The organism is Falsibacillus pallidus (assembly GCF_003350505.1).
GTDB classification, from domain to species: domain Bacteria; phylum Bacillota; class Bacilli; order Bacillales; family DSM-25281; genus Falsibacillus; species Falsibacillus pallidus.
On sequence record NZ_QQAY01000011.1, the window covers coordinates 1 to 21,195 of the forward strand.

18 protein-coding genes and 1 rRNA gene are annotated in these 21,195 nt (G+C 44.5%); 10 read left to right on the forward strand and 9 right to left on the reverse strand.

Going from position 1 to position 21,195, the window contains the following annotated elements:
- From DFR59_RS14475 to dnaA, 9 genes are all read right to left on the reverse strand, one after another.
- Positions 1-74 (reverse strand): 16S ribosomal RNA (locus DFR59_RS14475); the annotation flags it as partial.
- 267 nt (positions 75-341) lie between these two features.
- Entirely contained in the window at positions 342-1,418 is a 1,077-nt protein-coding gene (locus DFR59_RS14480) for an HD-GYP domain-containing protein (protein ID WP_114746387.1), read from the reverse strand.
- 164 nt (positions 1,419-1,582) lie between these two features.
- On the reverse strand, positions 1,583-4,144 hold the full coding sequence (gene gyrA / locus DFR59_RS14485) for a DNA gyrase subunit A (protein WP_114746388.1): 2,562 nt from the start codon (positions 4,142-4,144) through the stop codon (positions 1,583-1,585).
- Positions 4,145-4,260: 116 nt separating this feature from the next.
- Entirely contained in the window at positions 4,261-6,186 is a 1,926-nt protein-coding gene (gene gyrB / locus DFR59_RS14490) for a DNA topoisomerase (ATP-hydrolyzing) subunit B (protein ID WP_114746479.1), read from the reverse strand.
- A 110-nt stretch (positions 6,187-6,296) separates the two neighbouring features.
- On the reverse strand, positions 6,297-6,548 hold the full coding sequence (gene remB, locus DFR59_RS14495) for an extracellular matrix regulator RemB (RefSeq protein WP_114746389.1): 252 nt from the start codon (positions 6,546-6,548) through the stop codon (positions 6,297-6,299).
- Positions 6,549-6,558: 10 nt separating this feature from the next.
- Entirely contained in the window at positions 6,559-7,677 is a 1,119-nt protein-coding gene (gene recF / locus DFR59_RS14500; RefSeq protein WP_114746390.1) for a DNA replication/repair protein RecF, read from the reverse strand.
- A 19-nt stretch (positions 7,678-7,696) separates the two neighbouring features.
- A complete protein-coding gene (gene yaaA, locus DFR59_RS14505) occupies positions 7,697-7,912 on the reverse strand; it encodes a S4 domain-containing protein YaaA (RefSeq protein ID WP_158538396.1) in 216 nt (71 codons plus the stop codon).
- A gap of 123 nt (positions 7,913-8,035) precedes the next feature.
- Positions 8,036-9,172 carry a DNA polymerase III subunit beta gene (dnaN, locus tag DFR59_RS14510; RefSeq protein WP_114746392.1) on the reverse strand — a complete coding sequence of 379 codons (1,137 nt, stop codon included), beginning with the start codon at positions 9,170-9,172 and terminating at the stop codon, positions 8,036-8,038.
- A 201-nt stretch (positions 9,173-9,373) separates the two neighbouring features.
- On the reverse strand, positions 9,374-10,720 hold the full coding sequence (gene dnaA, locus DFR59_RS14515) for a chromosomal replication initiator protein DnaA (protein ID WP_114746393.1): 1,347 nt from the start codon (positions 10,718-10,720) through the stop codon (positions 9,374-9,376).
- A 1,031-nt stretch (positions 10,721-11,751) separates the two neighbouring features.
- On the opposite strand from dnaA, the gene rpmH reads away from it, so the two are divergent.
- The 10 genes from rpmH (at position 11,752) to DFR59_RS14570 (ending at position 21,154) form a co-directional block, all read left to right on the forward strand.
- The gene (gene rpmH / locus DFR59_RS14525) at positions 11,752-11,886 is read left to right on the forward strand and encodes a 50S ribosomal protein L34 (protein WP_114746395.1); all 135 of its coding nucleotides are present in this window, start codon (positions 11,752-11,754) and stop codon (positions 11,884-11,886) included.
- 279 nt (positions 11,887-12,165) lie between these two features.
- Positions 12,166-12,561, forward strand: coding sequence for a ribonuclease P protein component (gene rnpA / locus DFR59_RS14530; protein ID WP_114746396.1), 396 nt, complete (start codon positions 12,166-12,168; stop codon positions 12,559-12,561).
- Complete coding sequence (gene spoIIIJ / locus DFR59_RS14535) at positions 12,558-13,337, forward strand: YidC family membrane integrase SpoIIIJ (protein WP_114746397.1); 780 nt, start codon at positions 12,558-12,560, stop codon at positions 13,335-13,337. The genes rnpA and spoIIIJ overlap by 4 nt, the downstream gene beginning before the upstream one ends.
- On the forward strand, positions 13,334-13,981 hold the full coding sequence (gene jag / locus DFR59_RS14540) for an RNA-binding cell elongation regulator Jag/EloR (protein ID WP_114746398.1): 648 nt from the start codon (positions 13,334-13,336) through the stop codon (positions 13,979-13,981). Before spoIIIJ ends, jag begins: the two co-directional genes overlap by 4 nt.
- 305 nt (positions 13,982-14,286) lie before the next feature.
- Positions 14,287-15,672: a tRNA uridine-5-carboxymethylaminomethyl(34) synthesis GTPase MnmE gene (mnmE, locus tag DFR59_RS14545; RefSeq protein WP_114746399.1), complete on the forward strand. Its 1,386-nt coding sequence runs from the start codon at positions 14,287-14,289 to the stop codon at positions 15,670-15,672.
- 26 nt (positions 15,673-15,698) lie between these two features.
- Entirely contained in the window at positions 15,699-17,588 is a 1,890-nt protein-coding gene (gene mnmG, locus DFR59_RS14550; RefSeq protein WP_114746400.1) for a tRNA uridine-5-carboxymethylaminomethyl(34) synthesis enzyme MnmG, read from the forward strand.
- Between the two features lie 18 nt (positions 17,589-17,606).
- Positions 17,607-18,323 carry a 16S rRNA (guanine(527)-N(7))-methyltransferase RsmG gene (gene rsmG, locus DFR59_RS14555; protein ID WP_114746401.1) on the forward strand — a complete coding sequence of 239 codons (717 nt, stop codon included), beginning with the start codon at positions 17,607-17,609 and terminating at the stop codon, positions 18,321-18,323.
- 120 nt (positions 18,324-18,443) lie between these two features.
- Positions 18,444-19,301 carry a nucleoid occlusion protein gene (gene noc, locus DFR59_RS14560; protein WP_114746402.1) on the forward strand — a complete coding sequence of 286 codons (858 nt, stop codon included), beginning with the start codon at positions 18,444-18,446 and terminating at the stop codon, positions 19,299-19,301.
- 247 nt (positions 19,302-19,548) lie between these two features.
- Positions 19,549-20,310 carry a ParA family protein gene (locus DFR59_RS14565; protein ID WP_114746403.1) on the forward strand — a complete coding sequence of 254 codons (762 nt, stop codon included), beginning with the start codon at positions 19,549-19,551 and terminating at the stop codon, positions 20,308-20,310.
- Positions 20,303-21,154 carry a ParB/RepB/Spo0J family partition protein gene (locus DFR59_RS14570; protein ID WP_114746404.1) on the forward strand — a complete coding sequence of 284 codons (852 nt, stop codon included), beginning with the start codon at positions 20,303-20,305 and terminating at the stop codon, positions 21,152-21,154. The genes DFR59_RS14565 and DFR59_RS14570 overlap by 8 nt, the downstream gene beginning before the upstream one ends.
- Positions 21,155-21,195 lie beyond the last annotated feature (41 nt).

Here is a 21,195-nt window from a genome sequence, read left to right on the forward strand (position 1 = left end):
TCAATCCGCTCGACTTGCATGTATTAGGCACGCCGCCAGCGTTCGTCCTGAGCCAGGATCAAACTCTCCGAAAAATTGTTGGCTCAAAGCCACAAAGTTTCAAGCTTGATTAGCTCGATTTTTAAAAAAATAGATTAACGTTGACGTTTTGTTTTGTTCAGTTTTCAAAGATCAATTTCGTTATCGCCATCAGCGACTTTAATAATATAACATGGTAGTCCAATAAGTGTCAACAAGTTTTACAAATATAATTTATGAAAATATCAAATGATGATAGATTGCTTTAAAATACTATAAAAATAAGCTTGCGGACACTCCTGCTGCAGGTCCGCGAGCTTAAATCAAATAACATCTTCTATGAATATATTACGGTTCTGGACAAGATCGATGATTTCCTCGGATTTCTCCAATTTCACCAATGGCCTTGTAAGTGCTTCTCTCTTCGTGAAGATGACGCTCGCTTCCTCCCCGTTGGACAAACGCACCTTTGTGCCGATAGATAAATCTCCTATTAAAGAAAACAGTGCCTTTACTACGGAAATATCAAATTGTCCGAAGCTGTCTTCCATGATCATCTCCAACACTTTAAATGGAGATTGCTTGCTTCGGTAAGCCCGCTCAGATGTCATAGCGTGATAAACATCCGCTACAGCGATGATCCTCGACATCATATGAATCTTTTCTGCTTTTTCTCCACCCGGATAGCCGGTTCCGTCCAGTCTCTCATGATGCTGATAGATTGCCAGCTTTATTTCCGGTTTCAGAAGGGAAGTATCCTTGACCATTTTGTAGCTGTTCAGTGTATGCTCCCTGATTTCTTGGAACTCCCACTGACTGAGGCTTTTCTTTTCGAGGATCGATGCTCTGATCCTCGCCATGCCGCAGTCACTGAGCATCCCGCCTAAAGCCGCCTGGTTATAGATGCCTACATCGTACCCCAGTTTTTTAGCCAGCATCCCGCTTATGATACCGACTGCGACGGAATGATGATAAAGGTAGTCCTTAGGGTTTGAATAGTGCCGGATGGTATGAAGGTTTTCAGGTGTTTCAATTACCTTTTTCAAAAGGGGCATGATGATGGATCTCACCTTCATAAAGTCAATGGCGCCCCCGGACTGCCATTTGGTGAATTCTTGTTTGAATTCTCTGATTGCCTTCAAATAAGATTCTGTGAACGACAACGGGATTTCTTCTATCTTTTGTTCACTTGCATCCTCTGCGGTTGTCTGTGGTTTGAATAATGTTCCGTCCACTAAAGTCCGCTCCACTTCAACCGAATCTATCGAAAATCTTTTTAATACATCCAAATGAATAGGATTCAAGACTGTCTTTTTCGGTACTAAAGGGTAAACCGTCATGCCAGTGACATCCTTTTGCAGGATGCAGCCTTCTATTAATTCAGAAACTTTGACCCTCATTTTCCCCACCCCATGTTGTCCCATTTTCCGACCGCAGAAATTTCTACATCAGTTAGTTTATTTTACCAAATAATTTCTTTTGATTAAATGACCCTGCTGAATTTTTTCTTCATCATAAATAGAAAAAAGGCCCGGGAAAAATCCCAGGCCTTGTTTAGTGTTGTTTATTCTTCTGTAGAATCGTCGCTTGGTGCGTCTTCCTGATCAGAATCGCCCTCTTGTTCTGGAGAGTCTTCCTGAACAGAAGCATTTTCATGTTCTGAAGCTTCTTCCTCAGGTTCAGCATGCTCAGCGTCTTCTTCTTTCTCGACTTTCGCAACTGTCGCTACGTAGCCTGCTTCATCCAAACGGATCAAGCGTACGCCTTGCGTATTTCTTCCCATGGTTGAAATATCGCCGACTGCCATCCGGATCAAGACGCCATTTGCCGTAATGAGCATCAAGTCTTCTTCTCCAGATACAGTTTTAACAGCAACAACTGGGCCATTCTTTTCAGTGATGTTGCATGTCTTCAATCCTTTTCCTCCGCGGGTCTGGATTCGGTATTCCCCTGCAGGGGTCCGTTTTCCATAACCGTTTTTGGTTACAATCAGGACTTCGCTGTTATCCTCAAGGATTTCCATTCCGACTACTTCATCATCAGCAGCAAGGTTGATTCCTTTTACCCCGGTAGCCGTACGTCCCATTGAGCGGACATTGGTTTCAGGGAATCGGATCAGCAGCCCGTTTTTCGTACCGATGATCATATCCTTGCTTCCATCCGTCAATTTAACAGAGATCAATTCATCCTCGTCGCGGATGTTGATGGCGATCAGTCCGTTTGTCCGGATGTTGGCAAAGTCGCTGACAGGGGTACGCTTAGAGATACCCTGCTTAGTCGTGAAGAATAAGAACCAATCTTCGTTGAATTCTTCTACACGGATAATCGTATTGATCACTTCATCCTGGCCGATTCCAAGCATGTTGATGATCGGAATCCCTTTTGCCGTACGGCTGTATTCAGGGATTTCGTATCCTTTTGCTTTATAGACCTTCCCTTTGTTGGAAAAGAATAGGATCGTATCATGGGTGGATGTCGTCAACAAATGTTCAACGAAGTCATTTTCATTTGTGCCCATCCCCTGGATTCCTCTTCCTCCGCGTTTTTGGCTGCGGTAAGTAGATAGAGGCAATCGCTTGATATAGCCGTTATGTGTAAGGGTAACAACGATGTTTTCCCTTGGAATCAGATCTTCGTCTTCGATTTGATCCAGGCCGCTCGCTGTAATTTCTGTACGGCGAATATCGTTGAAACGATCTTTGATTTCTTCAAGCTCCTCACGGATGATTTCAAGGACTTTTTCCTCGTCCGCCAGAATCGCTCTCAATTCAGCAATCAACTGCACAAGACTGTTGTATTCCTCTTCGATTTTTTCGCGCTCCAAACCTGTTAAACGCTGAAGGCGCATATCGAGGATGGCTTGTGCCTGCTTCTCTGATAAGGAGAATTGCTCCATCAATCCTTGACGGGCAATTTCCGTCGTTTGGGATCCCCTGATCAAGGCAATGATCTGGTCGATATGATCCAGTGCAATTCGAAGCCCTTCTAAGATGTGGGCACGCGCCTCTGCTTTTTTCAATTCGAATTCAGTTCTTCTGCGGATGATGACCTTTTGGTGATCGAGATAGTGGACTAGGCACTGCTTTAAATTCAATACTTTTGGCTGTCCATCGACCAATGCCAGAAGGTTGATGCCGAAGCTCGTCTGCAGGGCAGTCTGCTTATAAAGGTTGTTCAAGATGACATTTGCATTCGCATCTCTTCTGACTTCAATGACGACGCGCATTCCGTTTCGGTCTGATTCATCGCGAAGGTCTGTGATGCCGTCGATTTTTTTATCGCGGACAAGCTCAGCAATTTTCTCGATCAGCTTCGCTTTGTTTACCTGGTACGGCAATTCGTGAACCAGGATGGTTTCCTTGCCGTTTGCCTTTTGTTCGATTTCTACTTTGGCCCTCAATGTAATGGACCCTTTACCGGATTCATAGGCGCGTCGAATGCCGCTGCGTCCCATGATCAATCCCGCTGTCGGGAAATCCGGGCCAGGAATGATATCCATCAGTTCCTGTATAGTGATTTCAGGATCTTTACTGACTGCAAGGACACCGTCAATAACCTCTCCAAGCTGATGCGGAGGGATATTGGTCGCCATCCCTACAGCAATCCCAGAAGAACCATTCACCAGAAGGTTAGGGAATCTGGAAGGAAGAACAACCGGCTCCCGCTCTGATCCATCATAGTTGTCTTTATAATCGATCGTATCTTTGTTGATATCGCGGATGAGCTCCATTGAAATCTTGGACATGCGCGCTTCTGTATAACGCATGGCAGCTGCTGCATCTCCATCGACAGATCCGAAGTTTCCGTGGCCGTCGACCAGCATGTAGCGGTAGTTGAAGTCCTGTGCCATCCTGACCATGGTGTCATAAACGGCGGAATCCCCGTGCGGGTGATACTTCCCGATTACTTCACCGACGATGCGGGCAGATTTCTTATATGGCTTGTCTGAAGTCATGCCCAAATCGTTCATGGCGTATAGAATGCGTCGGTGGACCGGCTTCAATCCATCGCGGACATCCGGAAGGGCGCGGGATACGATAACGCTCATTGCGTAGTCCAGGAAGGAAGAACGCATTTCCTGGCTTATATTAATCTCGTTTACTCTGGAATTAGGTGTTTCTGCCATAATAGTGACCTCCTTTGCTTAAGAAAATAAGCATATCCCTCTTTCTCTCTGAAAGATGATGGGATTCAGTGATATGTAAACGCAGGATAGACCTTTTATCTATCCTGCCGTTCGGATTAAATATCCAAGTTCTTTACATAAAGTGCATTTTCTTCGATGAAATTCCTGCGGGGCTCTACTTTATCCCCCATGAGGATTTCGAACGTTTCATCTGCTTCGATTGCATCTTCAAGGCTTACTTGCAGCAGGGTGCGTGATTCCGGATCCATTGTGGTCTCCCATAATTGTTCAGGATTCATTTCCCCCAGACCTTTGTAGCGCTGGATGCCTGGTTTTGGCTGGGCAGGCAGCTCTGCAAGAATCGCTTCCAGCTGGCGATCGTTGTAGGCATATTCAATCTTTTTGCCCTGCTGGATTTTATACAATGGCGGCTGGGCGATGTAAATATAGCCTGCTTCGATGATCTGGCGCATGTAGCGGTAGAAGAATGTCAAAAGCAATGTACGGATGTGGGCACCGTCGACGTCGGCATCGGTCATGATGACAATTTTATGATACCTTGCTTTACTGATGTCGAAATCTTCGCTGATCCCCGTTCCAAGCGCCGTGATGATGGCACGGACTTCGTTGTTGGAAAGGATCTTGTCTAGACGCGCTTTTTCAACGTTGATGATTTTTCCCCTTAGAGGCAGGATTGCCTGGAAGTGGCGGCTTCTTCCCTGCTTAGCGGAACCGCCTGCAGAGTCACCCTCAACGACATACAATTCGCTGATGGATGGATCCTTCGACGAACAATCCGCCAATTTCCCAGGAAGGCTTGAAATCTCAAGTGCACTTTTCCGTCTCGTCAATTCGCGTGCTTTTTTCGCTGCAAGACGGGCGCGCGCAGCCATCAATCCTTTTTCGACGACTTTGCGTCCGACACTTGGGTTTTCCAGCATGAATTTCTCGAACTGTTCAGAGAAGACAGCATCCGTAATGGTTCTGACCTCAGAATTGCCAAGTTTCGTCTTCGTCTGGCCTTCGAACTGCGGATCTGGATGCTTTATTGAGACAATCGCTGTGATTCCTTCCCGTACGTCTTCCCCTGAAAGATTGGAATCTGCGTCTTTGAAAATATTATTTTTACGGGCGTAATCGTTGATGACGCGCGTCAATGCTGTTTTGAAGCCTGATTCATGCGTTCCGCCCTCATACGTATGGATATTGTTGGCGAAAGAATAAATACTGCTTGTGAATCCATCGTTATATTGAAGGGAGATTTCAATCGAGATGCCTTCTTTTTCACCTTCCATGTAGATAGGCTCTTCATGGATGACATCCTTCGTCCTGTTCAAATGCTCTACATAGGACTTGATTCCGCCTTCGTAATGATATTCATTGCGTTTTGGCTCTTCACCGCGCTTATCTTCAATGGCAATCATGATGCCTCTGTTCAGGAAAGCAAGTTCCCTGATGCGGTTCGCCAATGTATCAAATTCATAGACGGTCGTTTCCGTGAAGATCTCAGGATCTGGTTTGAAATGGGTGATCGTTCCGGTTGTATCCGTATCTCCGATGATTTTCAAATCGAACGATGGAACGCCGCGCTCAAATTTTTGATAATGGATCTTGCCGTCGCGGTGAACGTAGACTTCCAGTTCAGTAGACAAGGCGTTAACAACAGATGCCCCTACACCATGGAGCCCTCCGGAAACTTTGTAGCCTCCGCCGCCGAATTTACCGCCGGCATGCAGGACAGTCATGATGACTTCGACTGCAGGCCTTCCCATTTTTTCATGGATCCCAACTGGAATCCCGCGTCCATTATCCTTGACCGTAATGGAATTATCTTTCTCGATGGTAACAGTTATCTCATCACAGTAGCCTGCCAGTGCTTCATCTATACTATTATCGACAATTTCCCATACCAAGTGGTGGAGCCCTCTTCCGCTTGTTGAACCGATATACATACCTGGTCGTTTGCGGACAGCTTCAAGACCCTCGAGCACCTGTATCTGATTTTCATCATAGGATTGTTCTTGGATTTCTTTTTGATCCATGGCCACTAATTTCCACCTGCACTTTCTCAAAGCTTCTTTGCATCTATATAAATCCAGAATTCCGGTTTACCGTTTCTGCCGGTCTGGCCTATTTCTTTATTGGAGTCCCTTTATGGATTGAACTGCCGGTTCCCTTTCGTCGACCTTTTCTTCAATGTCGTAGAGGCAAGGGGCGAAAGATAGATTTCTTTATTCGTAATCACAAGAGATTTAAAGGCGTTCTTCGCGAGGTTTTGGACCATTTTTTCTTTTTGCTGAAGAAATTGTTTTATATCCTCGGAAGCTTGGACAGAATTCTTATCAAGTATTGCGATGATCTCATCCGTCCTGACCATCACATCTTCCCCTACATGTACATACATTCCATTCACCTCATTTGACCTGTTCCATTTTACCCGATGTAACAGAGAATGCAGCCGCTTCCCTCAAGGTTTGATGATCGATTCCGTCGACGCTTGTCGTGGTGACGAACGTCTGGACTTTGCCTTGGATGGTATTCAATAGATGGCTCTGCCGATAATCATCCAATTCGGAAAGGACATCATCCAGGAGGAGAATCGGGTATTCGCCGATTTCTTCGTGTATCAGTTCGATTTCCGCCAGTTTGAGTGACAGGGCAGTCGTCCTTTGCTGGCCTTGTGAACCAAATGTCTGGACATCGCGGTCATTGACAAAGAATTGAAGGTCATCCCTATGGGGACCGACGAGTGTCACACCCCTGTCGATTTCGCGCTTTCGAACAGACGCGAATTTCTCTTCAAATATCTTTACCATTGTCGACCAATCCTGGTCTTCTGATACATCAAGGGACGGTTTATAATGAATTTTCAATGTTTCGAGATTCCTTGATATGCCTGAATGGATCGGCTTCGCCCATTCTTCGAGCAAATGGATGAATTCGAACCGCTTCGCTGTGATTTTGGCCGCGACTTGAATGAATTGATCAGTCAAAACATCCAGCATCGTTTCATCTTTTTGCTTTTGCATCTGCATTGCTTTCAGATAATGGTTCCTCTGCTGGAGAATCTTTTGATACTGGCTCATATCATGTAAATAAACAGGTGAAACCTGGCCAATTTCCATGTCAATAAAACGCCGTCTCACCTGTGGGCTTCCTTTTACTAAATGAAGATCTTCAGGTGCAAACATAACGACGTTCATGTTTCCGACATATTGGCTCAGCTTCTGCTGTTCTATATGATTGCTTTTTGCTTTTTTCCCTTTTTTGGAAATAACGAGCTCCAAGGGCAGGGAAGTATTCTTTTTTTGAATCCTCCCTTTTATTTTAGCATATTCCTCATCCCAGCGGATTAAATCTTTATCATTTGATGTCCGGTGGGATTTCGCCATGGCTAAAACATAGATGGCTTCCATCACATTCGTCTTTCCTTGGGCATTTTCGCCGAGGATCACGTTCACTTTGTTCTCGAATGCTGCCTCCAGGGATTCATAGTTTCGATAATTTTTAAGCTGTAAATCTTTAATATACATAGGGTTACATCCTTTAGATTTACTCAGTCACAACAAAAGTTCCAACGTCCGGAATTTCAATCTGATCCCCGGCACGAAGTTTTCTTCCCCTCCGCTGATCCTGTTCACCATTGACATAAACTTCGTATTCACTCAAAAACCATTTTGCCATTCCGCCAGACTGAATGACATCGGCAAGCTTCAGGAATTGTCCAAGTGTAATATACTCCGTATCAATCTTGATTTGATTCTCCACGATCTCACTCTTTTCTTCATAGTCTCTAAACATTTATTTTACTAGATGTTGGGCCCTAATACAAAGGGGCCTCCGAAAAAGAAAAAGCCCGACCATAAAAGTCGAGCTTTGTGCAAGCTGTGATCAATAAGTACGGACTGGAAGAATCAATTGCAGGATGGAATCGTCTTGTACAGGGCGGATGATGAACGGTCTCATCGCTCCTGTAAAATCGACCCTGATCTCTGTGCCTTCAAGTGCTTTTAAAGCATCCATCATATATTTCGCACTGAAAGAAATCTTCAATTCTTCCCCCTCGATGGATTGGGATTGTACTTGTTCGATAACCTTCCCGATCTCAGGAGAATTGGAGGAAACCTCAATGATTCCTTCTTCAAGCGTGCTTAATTTCACGACGTTGTTTCTTCCTTCTCTCGCTAATAAAGAAGCACGGTCGATTGCCTGCAAGAATTCTTTGGCTGTCAAAACCAGTTCTGTTTTGCTTTCTGAAGGAATCAAGCGGGATGTATCCGGATAATTACCCTCAAGCAGTCTTGAGAAGAATAATAGGTGCTTTGCTTTGAACAATACTTGATTCTCCGTAATGACAATCTCAACCGGTTCATTTGTTTCATCAAGAATTTTGCTTAGTTCATTCAAGCTCTTCCCTGGGATGACCACATTGTAATGCGCATCATTTTCCGTTTCGATTGCTGCTTTTCTCATCGCGAGCCTGTGGCTGTCTGTTGCAGTACAGATCAATTGTCCAGTTTCAACCTTCCAGTTTACACCTGTCAAGATCGGGCGTGTTTCTGAGGTGGACACTGCGAATACAGTCTGCCTTACAAGATTTTTCAATAGGTCAGCAGGAATTTTGAAAACCTGTTCTTCAGAGAGTTCCGGAAGATGTGGATATTCATCCGGGTCCAGCCCATTCAAATTGAATTCGGCTTTTCCTGAACGAATCGTGGTCTGAAGATTGCTTCCTACCTCGATTTCTACTGTATCCTTCGGCAATTTTTTAACGATTTCGCTGAAAAACTTAGCTTGGAGAACGATTCCGCCAGTTTGTTTCACTTCAACGATTTCATCGCCTTCTTCCTCTTTTGGAATGAACGATTCGATTGAAATATCAGAGTCGCTTCCTGTCAGCGTTACTCCCTCTTCTGCAGCAATGATTTTAATCCCCGTTAAAATTGGGATGGTCGTTCTTGAAGTGACGGCTTTCATTACATCCTGAACGCTTTGGACTAATCGATCGCGCTGAATGATAAATTTCATTTTATTTTCCTCCCGAAAGCATAGTCTCCTGACTAGGGACATATATTATTAATTTATTTTAAAAATATAGTAGAAGTAATAGTAGGGCCTGTAGATATGTGGATAACTCATCTCAACGAAAGTAAATACAGCCTATCCACATGTGGACAGACTGTGTGTAAATGAGTCGGACTTATTCACAGTTTCCCATCGAAGGATGAATTAATTCCTAAGCATATCATGTAATTCTTTAATTCTTCTTTCCATTTGAGAATCAGACTGAATCATCTTTGATATCTTTTCATGGGCATGGATGACGGTCGTATGGTCGCGTCCCCCAAATTCCTCACCGATTTTAGGCAGCGAAAAATCAGTCAATTCACGCGATAGATACATCGCAATCTGCCTTGGGAATGCTACGGATTTTGTCCTCTTTTTTGCTTTAAAATCTTCCAGCTTCACGCTGTACTGTTCGCCGACGATCCGCTGAATGTCAAGAATCGTTATGACTCTAGGCTTTGAGCTTGGGATGATATCCTTTAAGGCCTCTGCTGCCAAATCTGCATTGATATCTTTATTAATTAAGGATGAATAAGCAACAACACGAATAAGTGCACCTTCAAGTTCTCGAATATTGGTATCGATTTGATTCGCAATATACAGCATGACTTCATTAGGAATATCTAGTCCCTCTGCTTTTGCCTTTTTACGGAGGATGGCGATCCTCGTCTCCAGATCAGGCGGAGTGATGTCTGTTATCAATCCCCATTCAAAGCGGGAGCGCAGCCTGTCTTCAAGTGTCGGAATCTCTTTTGGAGGCCGGTCACTGGAAATGACGATTTGCTTGCTTTCTTCATGGAGCGTATTGAATGTATGGAAAAATTCTTCCTGGGTCTGTTCTTTTCCAGCCAAGAATTGAATATCGTCTATAAGAAGTACATCAACGTTGCGGTATTTATTCCTAAAATCTACGGCTTTATTATCGCGGATTGAATTGATGAATTCATTCGTGAATTTTTCAGATGACAAATAAACCACTTTGGCCGCTGGATTGTGCTCCACGACATAATGTCCGATGGCGTGCATCAAGTGGGTCTTGCCCAGTCCTACTCCCCCATAGATGAACAGCGGGTTATATGCTTTAGCCGGCGCTTCTGCAACAGCAAGCGATGCTGCATGCGCAAAACGGTTCCCGGATCCAATGACGAACGTGTCGAACGTATATTTCGGATTGAGCATATTTAAGGGAAGTTCCGTTTGATCCTCATCTTTCTTCACCTTTTTCGGTGGAAGCGGGATCTCGAATTCTTCTTCATCCTGATTTTGCGGAATGATGAATTTTATCTCCAATTCTTCCCCGGTGATGTCATATAAAACACCGGATATCAATTGCGAATAGCGCCCCTCAAGCCAATCTCTAGCAAACTCATTCGGAGCTGTGATCACTAAAGAGTCCCCTTGCAATGAATGGGCCTTTGTCGATTTCAGCCACGTATCAAAACTGGGTTTACTAATCTTTTTTTCGATGTCTGCCAGGGCTTTGTTCCAAAGATCCGCAATGTTCTCCAACTTCAAACCCTCCTTTACATAAAAATAAATTGTACAAGGTTTGTACAATGCTAAAAATGCCGATTCGTATAAAAATGCAAAACTATTAATGTGGAAAACTATATAATAAGGAAACTAATAGATTTTCGACATAGTCCACCACTTGTGGACAAGCTTTTCCAAACGGCGTTGATAAACTGTCCACAAGATATCCACAATTTGTGGATAAATGAGTTATCCAGAACTTTATATTCAGAGTGAAAACACAATCATCATATCAAATTCTTCTAGAGGGTGCAATGTTTTTTCGTCATTATCCACAAGCTTCCTCAACTGTGAAAAAAACTTTTCCACAGCCTATTCATATGTGTAAAACATGTCGATATGTGTTGTGGATAGCGAAAAACCTGTCGAAAAATTATCCACAAGGTGAAAAGTGGAGCCTACTGTTTAAAGGCGTAGAGGCTGGAGCGCAGCACCACGAGATAAAGGAATCGATGATGACTTATCGTAAGTGTGCTGAGCGAAGTCTCCTAGCCTTTAGGAGGCGGAACTGGATCAAGAAAAGTGGAAGCGACTGTTCAAAGGCGTAGAGGCTGGAGCGCGATTTTTAAAATTACATATCTTACACCTCTAACGGCCAAGAAACCCCCCGAAATATGAAAGTTGAGTGGTTCAGGTCAAAAGTTGAGCGGTTGTCGCCAAAAGTTGCGGGGTAAATCCCAAAAGTTGAGCGGTCAGACACCAAAGTTGCGGGGGCACCCCGAAAAGTTCGGAGCAAATCCAGCACAGTGCGCCGGTAACCTCGAAAAGTTCGGAGCAAATCCACCGAAGCCCCCCTGATCACAGCAAAAAGAGCGAATCAAATCCCACCATGCGAACAAAAATCTCTATAAATAGAATGCCCGCATCCAAAAAAAGATCCTCATAATGTAATAAGGTTTCATCTGGAAATTTGGAAAGGGAGTTGACAATCTGACATGCTCATCTATATAATCAAAAAGACTGTCTATTACTGAAATTTTTTCTAACCCATCAGGGAGGTGTCATAAATGAAAAGAACGTTCCAACCAAATAAGCGTAAAAGAAGCAAAGTACATGGTTTCCGTGCACGTATGAGCACTAAAAACGGACGTAGAGTTCTTGCAGCTCGCCGCCGTAGAGGAAGAAAAGTATTGTCTGCTTAAACCACTGATACCTTTCAGTGGTCTTTTTTTTCGCCTCATAGCGGTTTTTTACCAAGAGGATAAAACTCTTCAAAAGAGTCCATCTTCTATAGGAGGCATAAAAAATGCAGCTGCAGCAGCTTTTCTATTTGTCCAGCTCCAGCGCCTAGCCCCTCGAGTCATAAGCCGCACCTCTACGGAAATCAGGATTTCCTTCGAGTTCCGTCTTATGCATGTCGGGGCTGACCAAGGCGCTTGCGCTTTTCTAGAGCATGTTTTTATTTTTAGGATGGTGTTCATATGAAAAAAGAGTATCGAATCAAGAAGAATGATGAATTTCAGAAGGTTTTCAAGAGAGGCAAATCGACGGCTAACCGCCAATTTGTTGTATATGTATTGAAAAAAGAAGAGCAGGAGCATTTTCGGATCGGCCTGTCTGTCAGCAAGAAGATCGGAAATGCCGTGAAGCGCAATGAGATCAAACGCTATGTTCGCCAATTTTTCCTTGAAGTAAAGGATGAAATTCAAAAAGGGAACGATTATATTATCATCGCCAGGAAACCGGCGGCCGAAATGGATTTTCATGAGGTGAAAAAAAGCCTGCTTCACGTTTTTAGCCGTGCCAATGTATTGGGGAAGCCCAAAATTGGAAATAGTGTTAAAAACAAACGAATGCAGGGAGGAAAAAGCGGTTGAAAAAAAGAATATTTCTTTTGATTGCCATTTGTGCACTTTCGTTGGCAGTCGCTGGATGTTCTCAGATGAATGACCCGATCGATTCGAGCAGCCAGGGCTTCTGGAATGAATACATCGTCTATCCTTTGTCATGGCTGATTTTAAAAATAGCAGATCTGACAGGGAATTTTGGTGTTTCCATTATCCTTGTCACCCTGCTGATCAGACTGGTCATCATGCCTTTTATGGTCAAACAGACTCAAAATACAAAAGCGATGCAATCCATCCAGGGGGAACTGGATGAGTTGAAGCAAAAATACCCTTCAAGAGATGGCAAGAGCCAGCAGATGCTGCAGAGGGAAACGATGGAGCTTTTCCAAAAAAGCGGAGTCAATCCGCTGGCAGGATGCCTCCCACTCATTATTCAGATGCCGATATTAATAGGTTTTTACCATGCAATCAGCCGGACAAAAGACATTGCGGGGCATAGTTTTTTATGGTTCGACCTTGGGGCGCCTGACCCGTTGTATGTCCTACCATTAATTGCTGGCGTCACGACCTTTATCCAGCAGAGGATGATGACAGGCGGAATGGCCTCTCAGAATCCGCAGATGGCCATGATGGTTTGGATCATGCCCGTCATGATCATTATATTTGCCATTAATTTCCCTGCTGCGCTATCTTTATATTGGGTTGTAGGAAATATTTTCATGATTATTCAAACATATATTATCAATGGACCAGGATTAAGCGGGGGTACACTTGTTTCTGGCCATTCAGGGGGAGCGAAAAGGTGAAAGAGGTAACTGCGACTGGACAAACGATTGAAGAAGCAGTGGAATCAGCTCTTGCTCAGCTAAAAACAACTAGAGACCGTATGGAACTTCAAGTGATTGATGAAGGGAAGAAGGGATTCCTCGGATTATTCGGGAGCCGTCCTGCCATCGTTAAAGCAAAGCTGAAGTATGATCCGATCAGCGAGGTAAAAAAATTCCTTATGGATGTAACGAGGAACATGGGCGTCGATGCCCAAATTGATGTGAAGCGGGAAGGAAAAGTACTGGATATTTATTTTTCCGGTGAAAAAATGGCGCTTTTGATTGGAAAAAGAGGTCAGACACTGAATTCCCTGCAATATTTGACGCAGCTTTTCGTCAATAGACAGGGTGATCAGTTCATGAACGTCATTTTGAATGCAGAGGACTACCGCGAAAAGAGGAAAGAAACCTTGATGGACCTCGCCGGAAAAATGGCTTCAAAGGCCGTTCGGACAAAACGTCCGGTCAAACTCGAGCCAATGCCGTCATTTGAGCGGAAAGTGATCCATGCAGCACTTGTGAGCAATAGACAAGTGAAAACACATTCTGAAGGCGCGGAGCCAAACCGGTATCTGGTCATCAATCCCGTTTCGCAGCCGGCAGGAAAAAAACCGAAATATTGATCTTATTTGAAATCATAAAATTCTCTCATACCATAGTCGATCAGGCTGTGGTATTTTTTTGCGGGAAAATAGCAGTGGTCACTTTTGCCTATCGTTGAAAGAAGAATTGTTATTCACATGTGGATAAGTTAAAATAAACCTATAAATTGAACGTGGGAAATAGAGCGTGTGGATAACTTTCTGAGGACAGGAAAGTTTCCGTTCTTTTTTATGGCGGATGTCTGTGATATTCTATTAATTTAGGGGACAAAATGGAAGAGACATCTTTTATATAGAACGAGAATGGAAAGAAACGAGGTGAAGACATGGAATTTGATACAATTGCAGCCATTTCCACTCCGATGGGGGAGGGCGCCATTGCCATTGTGCGGCTGAGCGGAGACGAAGCCTTTTTGATCGCCGATAAGATTTTTAAAGGGCCGGGAAATAAAAAACTTTCCACGCAGGCGTCCCATACCATTCATTATGGGCATATCGTAGACCCGAAAACGGATGTAGTCGTGGAAGAAGTCATGGTTTCGCTGATGAGGGGGCCAAGGACTTTTACCCGGGAAGATGTAGTTGAAATCAACTGCCATGGCGGTTTGGTCAGTGTGAACCGCGTCCTGCAGCTTATCCTGAATCAGGGGGCACGGCTTGCGGAGCCGGGAGAATTTACTAAAAGAGCATTTTTGAATGGACGAATCGATTTATCGCAGGCGGAGGCCGTAATGGATTTGATCCGTGCGAAAACGGACCGTGCCATGAATGTGGCGATGGGCCAGATGGAAGGCCGTCTATCAAAGCTCATTCAAAAGCTTCGGCAGGAAATTCTTGAAACGCTTGCCCATGTGGAAGTGAATATCGACTATCCGGAATACGATGATGTCGAAGAAATGACCCACAAAATGCTGATTGAGAAAGCGCAGTTTGTCCGCGAAGAGATCGTGAAGCTCATCCGGACTTCCGAGCAGGGGAAGATTTTGCGAGAGGGGCTTTCGACTGTCATCATCGGCCGTCCGAATGTAGGGAAATCTTCTCTATTAAATAGTCTGGTCCACGAAAATAAAGCGATTGTGACGGATATCCCCGGTACAACCCGCGATGTGATCGAAGAGTATGTGAATGTCAGAGGCGTTCCTTTAAGGCTCGTGGATACAGCAGGAATTCGTGAAACAGAAGATATCGTTGAAAGAATAGGGGTCGAACGATCAAGGAAAGTCTTGAAAGAGGCGGATTTGATCCTATTGGTACTGAACTATTCTGATGAATTGACCATAGAAGATGAAAACTTATTCAAAGCAGTTGAAGGAATGGACGTCATTGTCATCATCAATAAGACGGACCTTCCGGAGAAAATTAATATGGACAAGGTGAAAGCCTTGGCCAAAGATCATAAAATCGTTTCAACCTCATTGCTGCAGGAGCAGGGAGTCGATGAACTCGAAGAAGCCATTTCAACGCTCTTCTTTGCAGGCTCCATTGAATCCGGCGATATGACATATGTGTCCAATAGCAGGCACGTCGCCCTCTTGAACCAGGCATTGAACGCAATCGAGGAAGCGATTAATGGAGTCGAAATGGGAACTCCGATTGATATTGTTCAAATCGATTTGACGCGCACATGGGAGCTGCTTGGTGAAATCACCGGCGATACAGTGCATGAAAGCTTGATCGATCAATTATTTTCTCAATTCTGCCTAGGGAAATAAGCTTTACTAAGGAGGAACTATTTAAAATGCAATATGAGGCAGGACAATATGATGTCATTGTCATCGGAGCCGGGCATGCCGGAGTAGAAGCAGGATTGGCTTCTGCACGCATGGGTGCGAAGACGTTGATGGTGACCATTAATTTAGACATGGTGGCCTTCATGCCGTGCAATCCTTCTGTCGGAGGCCCGGCAAAAGGCATTGTGGTCAGGGAAATCGATGCATTGGGCGGCGAAATGGGGCGCAACATCGACAAAACCCATATCCAAATGCGTATGCTGAATACAGGGAAAGGACCGGCCGTGCGGGCATTGAGGGCACAGGCGGATAAATTTGCCTATCAGCATGAGATGAAAAAGACAATTGAAAATGAACCGAATATGACCCTTCTTCAAGGAATGGTAGAAGAGCTGATCGTTGAAGAAGATGAAGTGAAAGGCGTCGTGACACAGACTGGTGCTGTCTACACAGCCAAAACTGTTGTCATCACTACTGGAACCTTCTTAAGAGGGGAAATCATCTTAGGAGATTTGAAATATTCCAGCGGCCCGAACAACCAGCAGCCATCCATCAAGCTTTCAGAGCATCTTCAAAGGCTTGGATTTGATATGGTGCGCTTTAAAACGGGTACGCCGCCGAGGGTCAACAGCAAGACCATCGACTACAGCAAGACTGAAATCCAGCCCGGAGACGATGTACCGAGGGCATTCAGCTATGAAACGACGAAATATATCACTGACCAGCTTCCGTGCTGGCTTACTTATACAAACGACCAGACGCACTCCCTTATCGATGACAACCTTCACCGCTCCCCGATGTATTCAGGGATGATCAAAGGGACAGGGCCGCGCTACTGCCCATCGATCGAGGACAAAGTCGTAAGGTTCCATGACAAACCGCGCCACCAGATTTTCCTTGAGCCGGAAGGAAGGAACACGAAGGAAGTTTATGTACAGGGATTATCAACAAGCTTGCCTGAAGAAGTGCAGCGTAAAATCCTTGCGACCATCCCGGGGCTTGAAAATGTCCAAATGATGCGTGCAGGCTACGCGATTGAGTATGATGCCATCGTTCCAACGCAGCTTTGGCCGACGCTTGAAACAAAGAAAATTAAAAACCTCTATACAGCAGGCCAGATCAACGGGACTTCCGGGTATGAAGAAGCTGCTGGCCAGGGGCTAATGGCAGGGATCAATGCCGCTTGCCGTGCACTTGGCAAAGAGGAAGTCATCCTGAGCCGCTCTGATGCCTACATCGGCGTATTGATCGATGACCTTGTGACAAAAGGGACAAGCGAGCCATACCGCCTTTTGACATCCCGAGCGGAATACCGTCTGCTATTGAGACATGACAATGCCGATTTGAGACTGACAGAAGTCGGCCATAAAATCGGATTGATCACTGACGGCCGCTACGAAAGCTTCCAAACGAAAAAAGGCATGATCGAGGATGAGAAGAAACGTCTTGAATCCATCATCATCAAGCCGAATGAAGAAACGCAGGCTCTCATCAAAGAGGCAGGGGGAAGCGAATTGAAGGACGGCATCCGTGCATCCGACCTTTTGAAACGCCCTGAGATGAATTACGGCCATATCAAACAGCTTGTTCCTTCTGAAGTGGAGCTCTCCTCCGACATTGAGGAGCAAGTGGAAATCCAGGTTAAATATGAAGGATATATTGAAAAATCCCTTCAGCAGGTCGATAAGCTGAAGAAAATGGAGAATAAGAAAATACCTGATCATATTGACTACGATTCCATCAATGGACTTGCATCAGAAGCACGCCAAAAATTAAAAGAAGTCCGGCCTTTATCCATCGCACAGGCATCTCGGATCTCCGGGGTGAACCCTGCGGACGTATCAATCCTTCTCGTCTATATCGAGCAAGGAAAGATCGCGAAGGTTTCCGGAAACTAAGTCAGGAAGGATTGACCGATGAATATCGAGCAATTTACAAAGATGCTGGAAGAAAAGGGGATCTCCCTTTCTTCCAAGCAATTAAACCAATTTCAGCGCTACTATGAACTACTGGTGGAATGGAATGAAAAAATGAATTTGACGGCCATCACGGATCGTGAAGAAGTCTATTTAAAACATTTTTTCGACTCTGTTTCAGCTGCTTTTTACATCGAAGAATTCAAAGAGAATTTCTCGATCTGTGATGTTGGGGCAGGAGCGGGTTTTCCGAGCATCCCGTTGAAGATCTGCTTCCCGAATTTAAAGGTTTCCATCGTGGACTCTCTCAATAAGAGGATTACATTCCTCGAGACGCTGGCCAGCGAACTTGGGCTTGAAGGCACATCCTTCTTTCATGACCGGGCGGAGACTTTCGGACAAAAAGCGGAGCACCGCGAAAAGTATGATCTGGTAACGGCAAGGGCCGTGGCGAGAATGTCCGTTTTAAGCGAATTATGCCTGCCTCTTGTCAAACAGAATGGGCTGTTCATTGCCATGAAGGCTGCCAGTGCGGAAGATGAATTGACAGATTCCAAAAAAGCCATTGCCACGCTTGGCGGAAAACTTGAAAAAGTCTATTCATTCAAGCTTCCAGTCGAAGAAAGCGAAAGAAATATTGCAGTCATTCGCAAAACAAAAATCACTCCCAAAAAATATCCTCGAAAACCCGGAACACCAAACAAAACACCTTTGTAATGGGCAGAAATGCCCGTGAAAAAGGTGTGGAGAAATGTTTAATTTTGTCACATGAAGTGCAGGAACTTTAAGAGTAATAGAGAATATGTTTAAGGGAGTTTCTTAAAGGTGGTGTAGGACATGAAGCATCCTTTCTCTCGTTTATTTGGTCTTGGAGAAAAAGAGGAAGAGCAGTTTGAGAGAGAAGAAGTGCAGGGTGATCAGGAAGAAGTAAAAAAGATCCCCGTTCAGAATATCGTCCCCAATCGTTTTCAGCCGAGAACTGTTTTTGATACAGAGAAAATTGAAGAATTAGCACGCACCATTCATATCCACGGCATTATCCAGCCGATCGTAGTGCGTGAATTTGATAACGAACGCTTTGAAATCATTGCTGGTGAAAGAAGATGGAGAGCCGTCCAAACATTGGGATGGGATGTCGTTCCGGTCATTGTGAAAAATATGAGCGATACCGAGACAGCATCAGTCGCGCTGATTGAAAACCTCCAGCGGGAAGAGCTTTCTCCCATTGAAGAAGCCATCGCCTATGGAAAATTACTGGAATTACATAGCTTGACGCAAGAGGCACTTGCTCAGCGTCTTGGGAAGGGGCAATCGACTGTCGCCAATAAGCTTAGGCTTTTGAAGCTTCCGCAGGAGGTCCAGGAAGCCCTTTTGAACAAGCAGCTGACAGAGCGCCATGCCCGTGCTTTGATTCCATTGAAGGATCCTGCCAAACAGATCCAATTGATGAACGAGGTCATTGAAAAGAACTTGAACGTCAAGCAGACAGAGGAACGGGTCGTCAAACTTCTTGATAACACCGAGAGGAAACCAAAGCCAACCCGCAAAGCATTCAGCAAAGATATGCGCATTGCCGTCAATACAATCAGGCAGTCCCTTTCTATGGTATCTGACAGCGGCATCAACTTGGACGCAGCAGAAGAAGAGTTTGATGAATATTATCAATTCACAATCAAGATTCCAAAAAAGAAATAATATCGCTCAAACGGCACAATCTCATTCTCAGCTGCCGATGCGTTAGAAAACATAGATATAGAAATCATAGATTCCGATCATATCCATAAGCCGGTGAGAAGCTTTGAAGCAAAGTTTCTCACTTTTTTTATATGAAAAAATTAGGAAATTTAATTTTTTTGATGGAAACACCAACGAAGGAAGAATTTTTTGATAAAATAGAATACATGATTGCAATATTACTAGGAAATTAAGGTAGGTGACACCGTTGGGCAAGATTATTACCATTGCCAACCAAAAAGGGGGCGTTGGCAAAACAACAACCTCCGTAAATTTGGGAGCCTGCTTAGCATACATAGGAAAGAAAGTATTATTAGTGGATATTGACCCTCAAGGAAATGCCACAAGTGGTGTAGGAATTGAAAAAGGAGATGTCCATCAATGTATCTATGATGTGCTCGTAGATGACGCAGATGTCAAAGAGATCATTAAATCGACGGCTGTCGATAATCTCAATGCCATTCCTGCAACCATTCAATTGGCCGGGGCAGAGATCGAATTAGTGCCGACCATTTCACGGGAAGTCCGATTGAAGCGGTCACTCGAAGCAGTAAAAGATCAGTATGACTACATTATCATCGACTGCCCTCCTTCTTTGGGGCTGTTGACTATAAACGCTTTGACAGCATCTGACGCAGTGCTGATCCCTGTTCAGTGTGAATACTATGCACTTGAAGGGCTCAGCCAGCTATTGAATACGGTTCGCCTCGTCCAGAAGCATCTCAATCACGATTTGACGATTGAAGGCGTTCTATTGACAATGCTTGATGCCCGGACAAACTTGGGGATTCAGGTCATTGAAGAAGTAAAGAAATACTTCCAGGATAAAGTCTATAAAACCATCATTCCGCGCAATGTCCGTTTAAGTGAAGCACCGAGCCATGGGGAGCCTATCATTATTTATGATCCTAAATCACGCGGGGCAGAAGTTTATTTAGATCTGGCAAAGGAAGTGGTTACGAATGGCTAAAGGACTCGGAAAAGGCATTAATGCTTTATTTGCAAATGTTGATTCAGGAAAAGAGGAGACAGTTCAAGAAGTCAAAGTGAAAGAAATTCGTCCCAATCCTTATCAACCACGGAAAATCTTTGATCCTGCGGCGATTGAAGAGCTAAAGGACTCGATCCTTCAGCACGGCATCCTGCAGCCGATCATTGTACGGAAAAGCATCAAGGGATACGAGATAGTGGTAGGGGAAAGACGCTACCGTGCGGCAAAAGAAGCTAAACTGGAGAAGGTGCCAGTGGTGGTAAGGGAGCTATCGGAACAGCAAATGATGGAACTTGCCATTCTGGAAAACCTGCAGCGTGAGGATTTGACGCCTATTGAAGAGGCAGCTGCCTACCAGACACTCATGGACAAGCTTCAGCTCACTCAAGAGGAACTGGCGAAAAGGCTTGGAAAGAGCCGTCCGCACATTGCGAATCATATCCGTTTGCTTTCCCTTCCTGCAGAGATACAGGAACTGATTTCAGACGGAAAGATTTCCATGGGACATGGAAGAGCACTTTTAGGTCTTCGGAAGAAAGATAAAATGAAAGCTGTTGTGGAGCGGATCATGGGCGAAGGATTGAATGTCCGCCAATTAGAAAAGTTAATCCATGAGATAAACGAAAATGTTTCACGTGAAACAAAAACAGCAAAGCCTCAGAAAGATATCTTCCTGAAGGAACAGGAATCATGGTTGAGAGAGCGCTTTGGTACGACCGTAACAATTAAACAATCGAAGAAAAAAGGCAGAATCGAAATCGAGTTCTTTTCAAAAGACGATCTCGAAAGAATCCTTGAGCTGCTTGAGAAAAACCAATCTTAATTTCTATTAAAACGCCATTATCAGCAGATTCCCCTGTCGAT

What these genes read in the sequence shown, in the direction of transcription:
- rpmH (WP_114746395.1), top strand. Translation starts at nt 11,752, where the DNA reads ATGAAAAGAACGTTCCAACCAAATAAGCGTAAAAGAAGCAAAGTACAT.
- rsmG (WP_114746401.1), top strand. Translation starts at nt 17,607, where the DNA reads ATGAATATCGAGCAATTTACAAAGATGCTGGAAGAAAAGGGGATCTCC.
- remB (WP_114746389.1), bottom strand. Translation starts at nt 6,548, where the DNA reads ATGTATGTACATGTAGGGGAAGATGTGATGGTCAGGACGGATGAGATC.
- gyrA (WP_114746388.1), bottom strand. Translation starts at nt 4,144, where the DNA reads ATGGCAGAAACACCTAATTCCAGAGTAAACGAGATTAATATAAGCCAG.
- DFR59_RS14480 (WP_114746387.1), bottom strand. Translation starts at nt 1,418, where the DNA reads ATGAGGGTCAAAGTTTCTGAATTAATAGAAGGCTGCATCCTGCAAAAG.
- dnaN (WP_114746392.1), bottom strand. Translation starts at nt 9,172, where the DNA reads ATGAAATTTATCATTCAGCGCGATCGATTAGTCCAAAGCGTTCAGGAT.
- DFR59_RS14570 (WP_114746404.1), top strand. Translation starts at nt 20,303, where the DNA reads ATGGCTAAAGGACTCGGAAAAGGCATTAATGCTTTATTTGCAAATGTT.
- recF (WP_114746390.1), bottom strand. Translation starts at nt 7,677, where the DNA reads ATGTATATTAAAGATTTACAGCTTAAAAATTATCGAAACTATGAATCC.
- noc (WP_114746402.1), top strand. Translation starts at nt 18,444, where the DNA reads ATGAAGCATCCTTTCTCTCGTTTATTTGGTCTTGGAGAAAAAGAGGAA.
- mnmE (WP_114746399.1), top strand. Translation starts at nt 14,287, where the DNA reads ATGGAATTTGATACAATTGCAGCCATTTCCACTCCGATGGGGGAGGGC.
- mnmG (WP_114746400.1), top strand. Translation starts at nt 15,699, where the DNA reads ATGCAATATGAGGCAGGACAATATGATGTCATTGTCATCGGAGCCGGG.
- rnpA (WP_114746396.1), top strand. Translation starts at nt 12,166, where the DNA reads ATGAAAAAAGAGTATCGAATCAAGAAGAATGATGAATTTCAGAAGGTT.
- gyrB (WP_114746479.1), bottom strand. Translation starts at nt 6,186, where the DNA reads ATGGATCAAAAAGAAATCCAAGAACAATCCTATGATGAAAATCAGATA.